The following is a 14,001-nucleotide window of genomic DNA, read 5'->3' on the forward strand; positions in this document are numbered from 1 at the left end:
GGCTGCAAAGGTACAAAGAAAAAACGAGATGCGCTTGCATTTTCATTTGTTTTTCGCCGAAAATATCGCAATTGTCAAAAAGAATCTGTACCTTTGTGCGCAAAATAATTCAATAAACGTAATCATGAGATTCTTAAGAAGTGTAATCATGAGGAGAGGCATTCTCTTTTTATTGCTCGCCTTTGTGGCTCTGGCAGCACAGGCAGGAAACGAGCAAAACGCGAGTGGGCGTTCCATCATCGGTGTGTGGATGCTGGAAAGTGAGATTGCTCCCGATGGCAGAGAAACGCACTCGATATATACACAATACACCCGATGCAAGATTTATGATGCCGACAGCACCTACTACACCGTTCAGCTTCATGCCGTGGGCAACGAGATGCTGATCATTGCCCACGAGATGGGACGCTTTCGCCTCAACGACTCTCTCTATATGGAGCGTGATCGTGTGATGCCCTTCGAGTGGGTTGACGACACCACCTTTATCACCACCTTCGAGGGCTACAGGGAGCGGATGGTGCGTTCTACGACAATGACCGAGGAACGTATGGAGGAAATTCGCGAACTGGTGAGACAACACCCCGATGATGCCGAATCACCCGTGAAGCACTATGTCTTCTCTACCACAGAGCGCAAGCTCAAAGCTACCAACCAGCTATTCCTCTATATTATAATAGGTATGGTGGTGCTTGCGGTTGGCGTAGCCATCTATGTGTGGCGGTTGAAAAAGCACAAGCGCGCTGTGGAACGCAAACTGGCCGAGATTGAAGAGGAGCGCACGCTGCGACCCAAGATCGTAGCCGATGCCATGAAGCAGGTGGAAGCAGAATTCTTCGAGTCTGAATACTATTTGTCTTTGCGTCGACAGATTGAAGATGGCAATAACATCAAGCCAGCAGAATGGGAGGAACTGGAACAGCGTCTGAAGGTCGTCTATCCGCATTTCAGCAGCAGTCTTTACGGTCTCTATCGCTCGGCTTCGCCGCTTGGCTCGTCCAAGAATCTCTCACCAACAGAGTACCAATTATGTATGCTTTTGAAGATTCGCACTGCCCCTGCTGAGATTGCCACGGTGCTAAACAAGGACAAGAGCACCATCAGCAGTATGCGTCGACGGCTCTACAAAAAGGTTTTCGACAAAGACGGCAGCGGAAAAGACTGGGACGAGTTTATTCTCTCATTATGAGGATGTTACATCGGGTTTGCAAACTTTTTGCAAACCCGATTTTTATATCATAGTGCAATTGCCAACTTTTTGCCAACTCCAAAGTTTGGTAAATTTCAGGAGAATTTCGTAACTTTGCGGCAGAAAACCTAAAAAGAAACAAAATGACGAAAATCCTCTTGATTATCTGTGCCTTGATGCTGACAGTGTCGGCACAGGCTCAACAAGTGAAGTACACCGTGAAGGGTGTCAGTAAGGACAACGGCAAGATGGTCTATCTCGAAGACAGATTGACCTCGAAGCTAGTGGATAGTACACTTGTAGCCAAGGGGAAGTTCGTGTTCAAAGGTCAGGCAGATAAGAATGCTATCTTGGCTATTACGTTTGACAAGGACAATTGGCGTAGTTGGCGGACCTTGTTTTTCAACGACGGCAAGCCTGTCAGCGTCAACATGAACGACAGCACACTGAAGGGTTCGCCATTGAACGAGCGACTTTCCTATTATAATATAGAGATAATGGGAATGCCAAGCTATTATTATCCCCAGTATCAATCCGAGATGACGAAAAAGTTGTTCGAAGAGGAGGGCGAAACCCTCTTGCCTGCTGCATTCATCACGGAAGGTCAAAAGGTTTTTGGGACGAAAGGATTGCTGACTATTCTGGAAAAGAAACCCGCCTATGCCGAGCATCCATACGTGAAACAATATGAGGAGAGGCTGAAGTGGATGTCTACGGCAAATTTTGTCGTGAAGTCTGGCAAAAGTGACGAACAGAAAGCCGCTGACAAGGTAGTAAAGAACGGTTTCATCGGTCAGCAGTTTACCGACTTCGAAATGGTTGACACGCTTGGCACCATGCACAAACTTAGCGAGTATGTTGGTAACGGACATTGGCTGTTTGTTGACTTTTGGGCTTCGTGGTGTGGCCCATGTATCCGTGAGATGCCCCATGTGGTGGCGGCCTACGAGAAGTTCCATGCCAAGGGACTCGACATCGTCGGCGTCTCCCTTGACGGAAACAAGATACCATGGAAGAAAGCCATCGTCAGCCTGAACATGCCATGGGTGCATCTCTCTGAATTGAAGGGTTGGGAGTCGTTGTTCACCAAGATCTATAAGATTGACGCCATCCCCGACAACCTGCTCATTGATCCGCAAGGCAAGATCGTGGCACGTGGCTTGCGAGGCGAGGCACTGCATGAGAAGTTAAAGGAAGTGTTGGGAGAATAGTTAATCATCATAGGGCAACATAAAAAAAGATTTTATGATGGAATCAGGGGGTCGGAGAGTGTGATCATTCTCCGACCCCAATGATTCATTGATTTTTTTCATTAAGATAAAAATATTCTCTTTGCTGCAAGTTTATATTGCAGAGTTTGAAATATACATTGCAAAGTTTGCAATGTAAGTTGCAAAGTCTGCAATATAGATTGCAAAGTCTGCAATAGAAAAATATTAGAATAGTACGACAAATTATGTAACCAAGGAAATGCCCGAAGGTATGGGCAACGGTAAAAAAAGGAATTGAGCAGCAAATAGAAAAGGCGACAAAAAAGAAAGTTGCCTGATTTTTCGAGAAATCAGGCAACCTTCCTTATATGTTGTGATGCTTACAGTTTCTGCTCCACCTCAATCTCAGTGAACGTTTCAATCATATCGCCCACCTGGATGTCGTTGAAGTTGACGAGTGAGATACCACACTCCAAGCCTGTAGCCACCTCCTTCGCGTCGTCCTTATAACGCTTCAGGGCATCGATATTGGCGGTGTGAACCACAATACCGTCGCGGATAACACGGGCCTTGTCCTTGTTGTGTACCTTGCCTTCGGTAACCAGACCACCGGCAACAGTACCCACCTTCGAAATCTTGAACACCTGCTTCACCTCAATCATACCAGAGACAACCTCCTTCTTCACCTTGTCAAGCATACCCTGCATGGTGCTCTTCACCTCGTCGATAGCATCGTAGATGATAGAGTAGGTGTTGATTTCAACGCCTTCACGGTCGGCCAAGCGACGTGCCTCACCAGAAGGACGCACCTGGAAGCCAACAATGATGGCCTGCGAAGCAGAGGCGAGCATCACGTCGTTCTCAGAAATCTGACCAACAGCCTTCGAGATAACGTTGACCTGCACCTTCTCAGTAGAGAGCTTGATAAACGAATCAGAGAGTGCCTCGATAGAACCGTCGGTATCACCCTTCACAATGATGTTCAACTCGTGGAACTCACCCAGAGCAATACGGTGTGACAGTTCGTCAAGACCAAGCTTGGTAGTGGTACGCAACGACTGTTCACGCTGCAGCTGTACGCGCTTATTGGCAATATCGCGAGCCTCCTGCTCTGTCTCCATCACATGGAACGAGTCACCAGCAGTAGGAGCACCGTTAAGACCCAAGATGATAGCAGGCTCAGCAGGACCGGCCTTCTCAATGCGCTGGTTACGCTCATTAAACATAGCCTTCACCTTACCCCAGGCAGTACCTGCGATAACAACGTCACCCACCTTCAGTGTACCATTCGATACGAGGACAGTAGAAACATATCCACGACCCTTGTCGAGTGAAGACTCAATGATTGAACCAGTAGCCTTACGGTTAGGATTAGCCTTCAAGTCGAGCATCTCGGCCTCAAGAAGCACCTTCTCCAGCAGCTCGTAGACACCAACACCCTTCTTGGCACTGATTTCCTGACACTGGTACTTACCACCCCACTCTTCTACAAGCAGGTTCATGTTTGCCAGGTCCTCACGAATCTTATCAGGGTTAGCACCCGGCTTATCTATCTTGTTGATAGCGAATACCATAGGCACGTTGGCAGCCTGAGCGTGAGCGATAGCCTCCTTGGTAGTAGGCATCACAGAGTCATCGGCAGCTACTATAATGATAGCGATATCGGTTACCTGAGCACCACGAGCACGCATAGCCGTGAAGGCCTCATGACCAGGGGTATCCAGGAAGGTGATACTCTGTCCATTCTTCAGCGTCACGTTGTAAGCACCGATGTGCTGGGTGATACCACCAGCCTCACCAGCAATCACATTAGTGTTGCGGATATGGTCGAGCAATGATGTCTTACCATGGTCAACGTGTCCCATCACCGTAACGATAGGAGCACGAGTAACGAGATCGTTCTCATCGTCCACCTCCTCAGTGATAGCCTCCTGAACCTCAGCAGAAACATATTCTGTAGTAAAGCCAAACTCCTCAGCAACGAGGTTGATGGTCTCGGCATTCAGACGCTGGTTGATAGACACCATGATACCCACAGACATACAGGTACCGATGACCTTCACCACAGGCACGTCCATCATCGTTGCCAACTCGGATACGGTCACGAACTCGGTGAGCTTCAGCACCTTGCTCTGTGCTGCCTCGGCTGCCATCTCCTCGCTCATACGCTCCTGAACAGCATCGCGCTTCTCCTTACGGTACTTAGCGCCCTTCTTGTTCATCGTAGTCTTCGAGGTCAGACGGGCCAGTGTTTCCTTCACCTGACGAGCCACATCCTCTTCATTAGCCTCAAGAGGACGGATATTCGGACGATTTTTCTTGTTTTTCTTACCGCCGCCTTGCTGGTTGTTGCTGTCTTGGAAGTTCTGGTTTCCACCCTTATTCTTCTTTTTACCGCCCTGCTGGTCTTGCTGTTGCTGCTTAGCAGCTTCCTCTATGTCGACTCTACCGGTACGGATACGTTCACGCTTCTTTTTCTCACCAGGCTGACCATTTGGATTGCGCTGCTGAGCAGCCTTCTCTTCACGCTGCTTGCGCTTTTCTTCCTTGGTCTTCTTCTTAGGACGCGTGCTCTGGTTCAAAGTAGAAAGATCTATCTTACCCAGCACGTTCACCTTGGGAGCCAGCTTAGCCTCACTCTTCAGCGTGAAGATTTCAGGACCGTCGTTGGCCTCAGCAGATGCCTCGACAGTCTCTTCCTCCTCTTCATCATCGTAGTCAAGCTCATCCACGTCTTCAGGTTCCGTTTCCTCCTGTTCCTCAACAGGTGCGGATGTCTCAACCTTCTCTTCTTTCGCGGGCTGGGGTTTCTCCTTCACCTCTTCAACCACTTCGGGCTGCGGTTCTGGCGTTTTGGTTTCAACGGGAGCCAGGGCCTCGGCAGTGACCTCGGGCTCTTTCTTCTCCTCGGGTGCAACAGCAGCCTTCGCCTTGGATTTGCCAAGACTGTCAAGGTCTATCTTGCCCAGAGGTTTGAACTGTTGACGAGGCTGTTCAGCAGCAGAGGGTTCTTCCACCTGAGGAGTAGCAGGTTTCTCTGCTTTCTTCTCCTTCTTTATCTTGGTGAAGAGCTTCTCAGCCTGCGTCTTCACGGCTTTATCGCCACTGAAAGCCTGCACCAGTGCCTCATACTGTTCGTCAGAGATCTTGGTGTTGGAGGTGGCGTCATCGCGAATCTCGCCCAGACTACTCTTCTTCTTAAGGAAATCAACTGCCGTCTGAAGTCCTATATTCAGTTCTGTTAATACTTTATTTAATCTTACTCCCATGCTTTAATTTTCCAATTTTACGATTTTACGAATTTACAATTGTCCAATAGTGAAATGGTCAAATTGTCAAATTACTCAAACTCTGCACGGAGTACATCCAGCAGATGGTCGACAGTCTCCTCCTCAAGGTCGGCCTTCTCAATCAGCAGCTCACGGGGAGCATTGAGTACCTCCTTAGCGGTGTCATAGCCCAAAGCCTTAATGGCATCGATAACCCACTGGTCTACCTCATCGGCAAACTCATCCAAGTAGATATCCTCATCAGTCTCACCCTCATTCACCACACGGAATACGTCGATGGTATGCTCGGTGAGCATAGAGGCCAGCTTGATGTTCATACCGCCCTTACCAATTGCGAGCGACACCTCCTCAGGCTGCAGATAGACCTCGGCTTTGTGGTTAGCCTCATCCAGAGAGATACTGGTCACCTTAGCGGGTGACAGGGCACGCTGGATAAACAGCTGTATGTTGCTGGTGTAGTTAATCACGTCGATATTCTCGTTGCACAACTCGCGAACAATACCATGTACACGACTACCTTTAACACCAACACAAGCGCCTACGGGATCGATGCGGTCGTCGAAGCTTTCCACAGCCACCTTGGCACGTTCTCCTGGCATACGGGCCACCTTACGGATGGCAATCAGTCCATCAGCAATCTCGGGCACCTCAGCCTCAAGCAGACGCTTCAGGAACTCAGGACTGGTACGGCTCAGCATGATACGGGGGTTGTTGTTCTCGTTCTGCACTTCCTTCACCACGGCACGGATGGTCTCACCCTTGCGATAGCTGTCAGAAGGAATCTGGTCACTCTTCATCAGATGTAGTTCATTACCCTCATCGTCCATCAGCAGCACTTCGCGCTTCCACATCTGATAGACTTCTCCACTGACGATCGTACCCACCTTATCCTTATACTTCTGGTAGAGGGCATCATGATCCAGCTCCAGAATCTTTGAAGCCAGTGTCTGACGCAGGTTCAAGATAGCACGGCGACCGAACTTCGTGAAGTCCACAGCCTCACTCACCTCCTCGCCTACCTCATAGTCGGGCTCAATCTTCTGAGCCTCAGAGAGCGAAATCTCCTTGTTCTCGTCTTTCACCTCGCCGTCTTCTACAACGACACGGTTACGATGAATCTCAAAGTCTCCCTTGTCGGGGTTCACAATCACGTCGAAGTTCTCGTCAGAACCAAACATCTTGGCCAGCACATTGCGGAAGCTCTCTTCAAGCACACTCACCAAAGTGGTACGGTCGATGTTCTTTGTCTCTTTAAATTCCTGAAAGGTCTCAAACATGCTGGGACCCTTCACTTCTTTCTTTGTTGCCATTTGATATTTTATTTTTTATCTTTTACTTTTACTTAAACGCCAGCAGATACTTCGTCGACTTCACCTCATTCATAGAGTAGGTCTTGTCAACATCCACCTTCACAGGGCGCTTCTTGCCCTCGGGAATCTGCTTTTCCTGTGTGGTCACAGTAAACTGGTTGCCGTCAACCGACTTCAGCACACCGACAATCTTCTTGCCCTGAGCATCGACGACCTCTACATCGTCGCCCACATGGTTCACATACTGCTGTGCCACCTTAAAGGGCTGTCCCAGTCCGGCACTGCCCACCTCCATTTCATAGTCGCCAAGTTCGTCGCCCAGTTTCTCTTGCAAGAAACGACTCAACTCGGCACAATCCTCAATCCACACACCGTCGGCGTGGTCAATCTCAATCACAATGCGGTCATCACCGCCATCCATCTGAATGTCTACAAGGAAGTAGTCGCCCTTCTTCAGCCACTCTTCCACTAATGTCTTTAATGTTTCTTTCGTTATCATTCTAACGTTATTTATAACGGAAATGAGAGACCCTTTCGAGCCTCTCATTCCTCTGAACGGGTGCAAAGGTACGCATTTTCTACTAATTATGCAAATATTTACCTTACTTTTTTACTTTTTCCCACTTTCTACTTTCCTCTTTCCACTTTTTTTCGTACCTTTGCCCCACTATTATTTCCAAATAACTAAAAAAGACGATGAACAAACGTATCACACTCGGAGCTGCTCTTTTGGCAGCCACTCTGGGACTCAACGCCCAGAAGCCGATGACTGCCCCCTCAGGCGGCAAGGCTATCAGCGATGAATTAATTGGTATTTTCTTCGAAGACATCAGCAGTGCTGCCGATGGCGGACTCTATGCTGAGCTCATTCAGAACGGCTCGTTCGAATTCAACCCCAGCGAGCGCGACGGATGGGGACCTGGCACCGCATGGAAGAGCATTCGCCCAGGACACTCTCTGGGTTATGCCGAAGTACGCATGAACGATGGTCTCCATCAGAACAACCCCACCTACATGCGACTCCACACCGAGCGCGCCAAAGAGTATTACGACTATCGTGGTTGGAAAGGCTTCGGACTGCAGAACGACGGTTTCAACGGCATCAGCGTCAAGGCTGGCGAAAAATACAACTTCTCGGCATTCCTGCGCAATGTGTCGGGCGTGGGCAAATGGGTTCGCGTAGCACTGGTAGCACAGCCTCAGGGTCGTGGCTTCGGTCCTAGAGACCCAAGACTCTTGGCTGAGACCAAATTCGACGTCCACAGCAACGCATGGGAGAAGTATGAAGCCGTGTTAACACCAGACAGCACTTGTCAGAATGCATCGCTCCAGATCCTCGTGCTCGACACTGGCGACCTTGACATCGACATGGTCTCACTCATTCCGCAGGATACCTATAAAGGCCACGGTCTTCGTAAGGATTTGGCCCAGGCACTGGCCGACCTCCAGCCAAAGTTCATGCGCTTCCCTGGCGGTTGCGTGGTTCACGGTGGTGGTGATGGTTTCTGGGACACCTATCGCTGGAAGACCACCATCGGTCCGAAGGAGCAGCGCAAGAGCCTGAAGAACACCTGGGGCTACCACCAGAGCATGGGTCTGGGCTACTTCGAGTACTTCCAGTTCTGCGAGGACCTTGGCATGGAGCCACTGCCTATTCTGCCTTGCGGTGTAAGCTGTCAGGGCACCAATGGCGGCTGGGGCATGCGTGGTCAGGCTCAGGATGTAGTACCCATGGAGGATATGGACGAATGGGTTGACGAGGCTATCGACCTTATTGAGTGGGCCAACGGTGACCCTGCTACCAATAAATGGGCCAAGATGCGTGCTGATGCCGGTCATCCCGCTCCTTTCAACCTCAAGTACTTAGGTCTTGGTAACGAGGAGCGTATCAGCCCCGAGTTCGCAGAGCGCTTCAAATATATCTATGAACGCGTGACGAAGGCTCATCCTGAGATTGTCATCGTGGGTACAGCTGGTCCTGGTTCACACCCAGGCAACAGCGACCTAGACAATGGTTGGAAGCTCGCTGAGGAACTCGGCATGCCCATCATCGACGAGCACTACTACGAGCCCAACAACTACTTCCTCAACAAGCGCCAGTACGACAACTATCCTCGTGACCGCAAGACGAAGGTCTATCTGGGTGAGTATGCCGCCAAGGACAAGAAGCTCATCGACGCTCTGGCCGAGGGTCTTTATCTGCTCCACGTAGAGCGTAATGGCGACATTGTGGCAATGACCTCATACGCTCCCCTCTTCGCCCGCCGCGATAACACCAACTGGAACCCTGACATGATCTACTTCGACAACGAACGTGCCTACCTCACCTGCAGCTACTATGTACAGCAGCTCTTCGGACAGTCTGCCGGTCAGTACTGGTATGGTGACTGCGTGAAGTTCGAAGGTGATGCCAAGGATGTTATACAGCCACTCGAGAATGTACACTATGGTCAGTCTGTCATCCTGAACGTCAAGACCCGCAAGCTCTATGTCAAGATCTGTAACGCTTCTGACGAGGCCAAGAAGGCCGACATCAACCTGAGCCGTTTCAAGATTAAGGGCAATGCCGTTAAGACCGTCCTGACTGGTGCTGCCAACGATGAGAACAACTACGACCAGCAGCCCATCGCTCCTCAGAAGCAGGACGTCAAGGCCGAGAAGAAATTCACACTGGACGTAGCCCCCTACTCGTTTATCATGCTGGAATACAGCCTATAATATAGGCTATTTGTTTCCTCAGTAGAAACTCCTTGTTTCCCCTGTTGAAACTAACAGTTTCCCCCGTTGAAACACTTGTTTCGACGGGGGAAACACTTTATTTCTCCAATAGGAACTCTACAGAGGCTATCTCGGAAGATGCCCCCTTATAAATGATATCGACACAGAAGGTGCCTACCTCGCTGTAGATATACAGCGGCAGATGCTCCTCGTAGGCAGGTTCGTAGTCAAAGTGCAGGCGGATGGTGGTGCCTGTGAGGTAGTTCTCCTCTGGTGTCAGCGCATCATCAGCATCCAGAGGACGGATAGAGAACACTGGGTCGGTCATCACCAACACACGCGGCAGTTCAATACGCAAATCGTTGTCGGGACTGCTGAACCAACTAGTAAACGAATCCCACCAGTCTTTCTCCTCAGCAGGGTCTTCCTCAGGAGCCAGCACGCTGACACCTTCCTTCAGAGTGCGACGTAGACGCTGGGGGTCTAGCGAGTAATTGCGCAGATATTCCTCACGTGCTGCTGCCTGCAACTCGCTCTCCTTCTTGCCGTCGCCACGCAGCCAAGCCAGCACATTAGCCTGCTTATAATCTACATCATCGACCCAGCAGATGCGGTCCTCGAACATGGCGATGGCACGCACTCGGGTGATATCGTCGTAGGTTTTGCCGGGATAGCTGATGACCACCGTGTCAAAGTCCGTGGTAGAGTGTTTGTTCACAATATTCACCTCCTTTGGCACCTTCACCACGTCATATTCATCCTTATACATACCTGTATAATGAATGCACAGGAAGATACGCACATTCTCGAAGTCCAGGTCGGAACGGTTGCGCAGCGTTACATGCATCACCTCTTTATTGCTCCAGAACAGCCACTTCGACTCGGGCTCCACCGAGATGTCGATATACGACTGCTCGAGCAACAGACTCTTAAATGGACCATAGAGGTTCTCCTCACAGAATTGCATGTCGCTCAGTAACTCGTCGTAGATACCCTGATTACCACGACGGAAGAAATGGTTATAAATCTCCTCACGGCTCTTATCCAGCTGTCCATGGTCGGCATAGTACTTTGCCTTCAGCAGGTTCGGACTGAACAGGCCGTAACCCTCCATCGTCGAGGCATACAGGCGGCGCAGATACTGACCCTCAGGCGTCTTGTTCAAGTAGGTACGGGTGTTATACGAATCGAGCATATCAGTCAGACGGGCAGCCTGACGGGGATACTCTACGCTGGCCTGATGGAAACGGCTCAGCGCTGCCTGCTCGTTGCCCAGCTGCTGTTGCATGAGACCTTCAAGGACTAAAGCAGGGGCCGTACGGTCAGGATAGGTCTGCGAATATCGGTTGAGCAAAGCCGTAGCTTGGGCCAGGTGAGACTGGGGAGCGGGGGGCACTTGATTATCTTGACGCTCCAAACTGTCCGGGCTTTCAGGACTTTCAGGATTCAGTGGCTCCAGCGTTGCTGGCGACGGTACTTCGCCAGCCCCTAGCAGGATATGCGCCATCGACTGCAACAACATAGCCTCAGCATTATTCGGATACTGATTGAGAATCAGTTGTGTCTGCTTAAGTGCCTCGTCGGTACGTCCAGCATAAAGGTCCAAATAGGCTTGGTCTTTCTTCACGCAGAGCGCATCATACTCCTGCATATACTTACGATAAATGGGGGTATAGTCCTCCAAATATTGGCGATAGGAAGCACGCAGCTTCTGCAAATCCTCCTGCAGCTGCGACTTCAGCTTCTTATCTTTCTGATACTGCTCAAACACCTCATTTGTGGATCGTTGGGCATCCTCGCCTTTGATGATTCCCAAGATGGCAAAGATATCACCATGAGTAGCTCGGAACAGCTCGCTGACAGAGGCATGCTCCACCAACGTCTCACCACCACGGGCAGCACCACGCATCAGTAGCCACACATCGGTCAACTGCTCATCCTGCTGCTGTAGTTTATAGGTGTACTCCAACACAGGAAACAGCTTGCGCTTAGCCTCCAGCACATCGGGAGCCACGCCGCTATAGTCCTCACGCGCCATATAGTCCAGAAACTCCTCAAAACTATTGGAACGCACCTGAGCCAGCTCCAAGGCATTGATGACACGTATGGTCTTCTCAATGTCATAGTCACGACCCGACTGCAACTGCTCCTGATTCCGGATGGCGTCATAGGCATCTACAAACTCATCCACAGGACGGTAGTTGTCTATATCGACAGCTAAAAGGTCAACACCGCCTTCCGTATGACAACCACTCAGCGCCAAGGCCCACACCATGAGCATCGGCAGCAAGAAATTACGATACATGGTCCTCTTCATCATCGCATCAATTATTGGGCGCAAAGATAAACAATAAAAAAGAAAGAAGCGCAAACCGTTTAATATCTTTAACGATTTGCGCTTCCATTTTTATGGACTAATCATTGTGATTAGTATCCCAATTTGCCTTTCCAAGTGAGGAACCAGCTGCTGCGACCTGTCAACTTAACATCTGTGGGATTGTCAATACCCTTACGGGCACCGATAATCTTCTTCATTGTAGCCTCAGGATTGTCCTGACGAAGGGCATAGCGCATGATATCGTAATAACGCGTACCCTCGAAGGCGAACTCAAGAGCCGACTCAGCCAGAATCAGGCTGTCAACATAAGCCTGCTGCTCCTTAACGAGCTGTGCACGCTTGGTTGCATTATACTCAATGGTGTCATGAGGCAACACATAGGTCGTATCCATCGGTGTCCAACCAGCACCACGGGTGTGAATACCAATCGTGTTGTGGGTAGCCAACGGCTCGAAACCAGCACGGGTGACGTAGTCCTCGGGCTCGCAATTCTCATAACGAGCATCATTGAAATCAAACTGCACCAAGTAGTTGAAATCATCAGCTGTGGGATAATAAGGAATAACCTTGGTATCGATCACCTGGTTGGTCAGACCCTCTGACAGAACCTCATAGGCCATGCGGGGATAACCAGCACGGTTCAAAGCCTCAGCCATACGCAGGTAAACCATGATACGACGATAGACGATGATATGAGTCATCTCACGAGATACAGGATACTTGTTAATCTTCTGAGTCTCGACGCTGACACCCTTCACGACTTCAGGTCTCTGGTTTGGAGGACAAGCATCAGGCAGACGCAAGTCACCAGAGTAGTCAGTCAGGTTCTGAGGAGCATAGAATACCGATCTGGCATCGTTAGAAAGCACACAGTTTGGTGTAGCCTGAGAAATCTCCTTTACACGCTGTGAAGGCTTGATGCTCACACGGTAGTCGTTGTCTTTAGTAGAATTGAACAAGTTACGCAACTCACTGTAATGACCTTCTGAGGGCAGAGAGTCACCAATAATCATCGTAATGGCTTCACTGTTAGCAGTAGCTGTTTCATCAACAGGATAGAGACTGGTACGAGGTGATTCCCATTTGGCTTCACCAAGGTCCCACATGTCAAGATTACTGCGGCCAATAGGATAGGCGCTGTTCAAACCATTACGCTGGCTAATGTAAGTATAATACTGCTTGGCAGCTTCCTTGTACTCCTTGACATTATTAGTCAGTGTGGCGTGCCAGAGATACAAATCACCACGCACCAGACTCAAAGGGAAGTACATCAGTTTAGAAGGCACTCTGATATCGCCGTAGGCGGGATACTCAGTGTTGTAGCGCTCAGGCAGGTCCATCAGACCATCCTCGTGGAGGAAATAGTAACAAATCTCCTCGAGTGTCTTCTGGCTGCTCTCAGCCACCTCGGCAGCATCTTTACTGAGCAAGGGCTCGGTATAGAAGGGCACCTTGCCATAGACAAGACCCAGCTGCAGATAAGTCCAGGCACGAATGGCTTTGACAGCGCAATACTCCTTCATGAAGATCTCCTCATTACGGTTGCTCCTCAAAGCTGTATCGGCATGTGCGATAAAATAGTTACAGTTGTTGATGACTGCATAGTAGTCACTCGGCTGGTTATACTTATTATTATCGTTCACCTCAAAATTGGCAATAGCCTGCAGGTTACTGTCGGCATACTCGGTCAAGTCAACCAGATCGCCACGCAGTTCACCGAACAGGACGGTACGATCGCCCAGTGCCTGCAACTTTGCCAGAATACCGGTCAAAGAGTAGATGGTATCAACGGCGTTGTTCAGATGCTCTTGATCAGAATAGAGCACGTCATCGCTCTCCTGATTGAAGAAGTCCTCACAAGAGGTAAGTGTGGCGGCGATACCGCAACCTACCAGACCGGCGCAGAATATTTTATAAATCTTGGTAATCATAATTATCAACTTTCAAT

8 protein-coding genes are annotated in these 14,001 nt (G+C 49.8%); 3 read left to right on the forward strand and 5 right to left on the reverse strand.

The features are described from left to right. The first annotated feature begins 148 nt into the window (after positions 1 to 148). Positions 149 to 1,186: a hypothetical protein gene (locus Q0R57_RS03190; RefSeq protein ID WP_294743835.1), complete on the forward strand. Its 1,038-nt coding sequence runs from the start codon at positions 149 to 151 to the stop codon at positions 1,184 to 1,186. A 143-nt stretch (positions 1,187 to 1,329) separates the two neighbouring features. Next, complete coding sequence (locus Q0R57_RS03195; protein ID WP_294743837.1) at positions 1,330 to 2,397, forward strand: TlpA disulfide reductase family protein; 1,068 nt, start codon at positions 1,330 to 1,332, stop codon at positions 2,395 to 2,397. Positions 2,398 to 2,777: 380 nt separating this feature from the next. Here the strand turns inward: Q0R57_RS03195 and infB are convergent, their stop codons facing one another. The 3 genes from infB to rimP form a co-directional block, all read right to left on the reverse strand. Then, complete coding sequence (gene infB, locus Q0R57_RS03200) at positions 2,778 to 5,666, reverse strand: translation initiation factor IF-2 (RefSeq protein WP_294743839.1); 2,889 nt, start codon at positions 5,664 to 5,666, stop codon at positions 2,778 to 2,780. Between the two features lie 71 nt (positions 5,667 to 5,737). Beyond that, the gene (nusA, locus tag Q0R57_RS03205; protein ID WP_294743841.1) at positions 5,738 to 6,997 is read right to left on the reverse strand and encodes a transcription termination factor NusA; all 1,260 of its coding nucleotides are present in this window, start codon (positions 6,995 to 6,997) and stop codon (positions 5,738 to 5,740) included. 28 nt (positions 6,998 to 7,025) lie between these two features. Further along, the gene (gene rimP / locus Q0R57_RS03210) at positions 7,026 to 7,496 is read right to left on the reverse strand and encodes a ribosome assembly cofactor RimP (RefSeq protein WP_294743843.1); all 471 of its coding nucleotides are present in this window, start codon (positions 7,494 to 7,496) and stop codon (positions 7,026 to 7,028) included. Between the two features lie 197 nt (positions 7,497 to 7,693). On the opposite strand from rimP, the gene Q0R57_RS03215 reads away from it, so the two are divergent. After that, positions 7,694 to 9,715, forward strand: a complete 2,022-nt coding sequence (locus Q0R57_RS03215; protein ID WP_294743845.1) for an alpha-L-arabinofuranosidase C-terminal domain-containing protein — start codon at positions 7,694 to 7,696, stop codon at positions 9,713 to 9,715. 97 nt (positions 9,716 to 9,812) lie between these two features. Here Q0R57_RS03215 and Q0R57_RS03220 read toward each other — a convergent pair whose 3' ends face one another. Further along, the gene (locus tag Q0R57_RS03220) at positions 9,813 to 12,035 is read right to left on the reverse strand and encodes a hypothetical protein (RefSeq protein WP_294743847.1); all 2,223 of its coding nucleotides are present in this window, start codon (positions 12,033 to 12,035) and stop codon (positions 9,813 to 9,815) included. A 107-nt stretch (positions 12,036 to 12,142) separates the two neighbouring features. Further along, positions 12,143 to 13,984, reverse strand: a complete 1,842-nt coding sequence (locus Q0R57_RS03225) for a RagB/SusD family nutrient uptake outer membrane protein (RefSeq protein ID WP_294743848.1) — start codon at positions 13,982 to 13,984, stop codon at positions 12,143 to 12,145. Between the last annotated feature and the right edge of the window lie 17 nt (positions 13,985 to 14,001).

Source organism: uncultured Prevotella sp., assembly GCF_946407605.1.
Classification (GTDB): domain Bacteria; phylum Bacteroidota; class Bacteroidia; order Bacteroidales; family Bacteroidaceae; genus Prevotella.

Excerpts from the sequence above, each read along its gene's own strand:
- Q0R57_RS03195 (WP_294743837.1), top strand. The coding sequence starts at position 1,330 with ATGACGAAAATCCTCTTGATTATCTGTGCCTTGATGCTGACAGTGTCG.
- infB (WP_294743839.1), bottom strand. The coding sequence starts at position 5,666 with ATGGGAGTAAGATTAAATAAAGTATTAACAGAACTGAATATAGGACTT.
- Q0R57_RS03215 (WP_294743845.1), top strand. The coding sequence starts at position 7,694 with ATGAACAAACGTATCACACTCGGAGCTGCTCTTTTGGCAGCCACTCTG.
- Q0R57_RS03220 (WP_294743847.1), bottom strand. The coding sequence starts at position 12,035 with ATGATGAAGAGGACCATGTATCGTAATTTCTTGCTGCCGATGCTCATG.
- rimP (WP_294743843.1), bottom strand. The coding sequence starts at position 7,496 with ATGATAACGAAAGAAACATTAAAGACATTAGTGGAAGAGTGGCTGAAG.
- Q0R57_RS03225 (WP_294743848.1), bottom strand. The coding sequence starts at position 13,984 with ATGATTACCAAGATTTATAAAATATTCTGCGCCGGTCTGGTAGGTTGC.
- nusA (WP_294743841.1), bottom strand. The coding sequence starts at position 6,997 with ATGGCAACAAAGAAAGAAGTGAAGGGTCCCAGCATGTTTGAGACCTTT.
- Q0R57_RS03190 (WP_294743835.1), top strand. The coding sequence starts at position 149 with ATGAGGAGAGGCATTCTCTTTTTATTGCTCGCCTTTGTGGCTCTGGCA.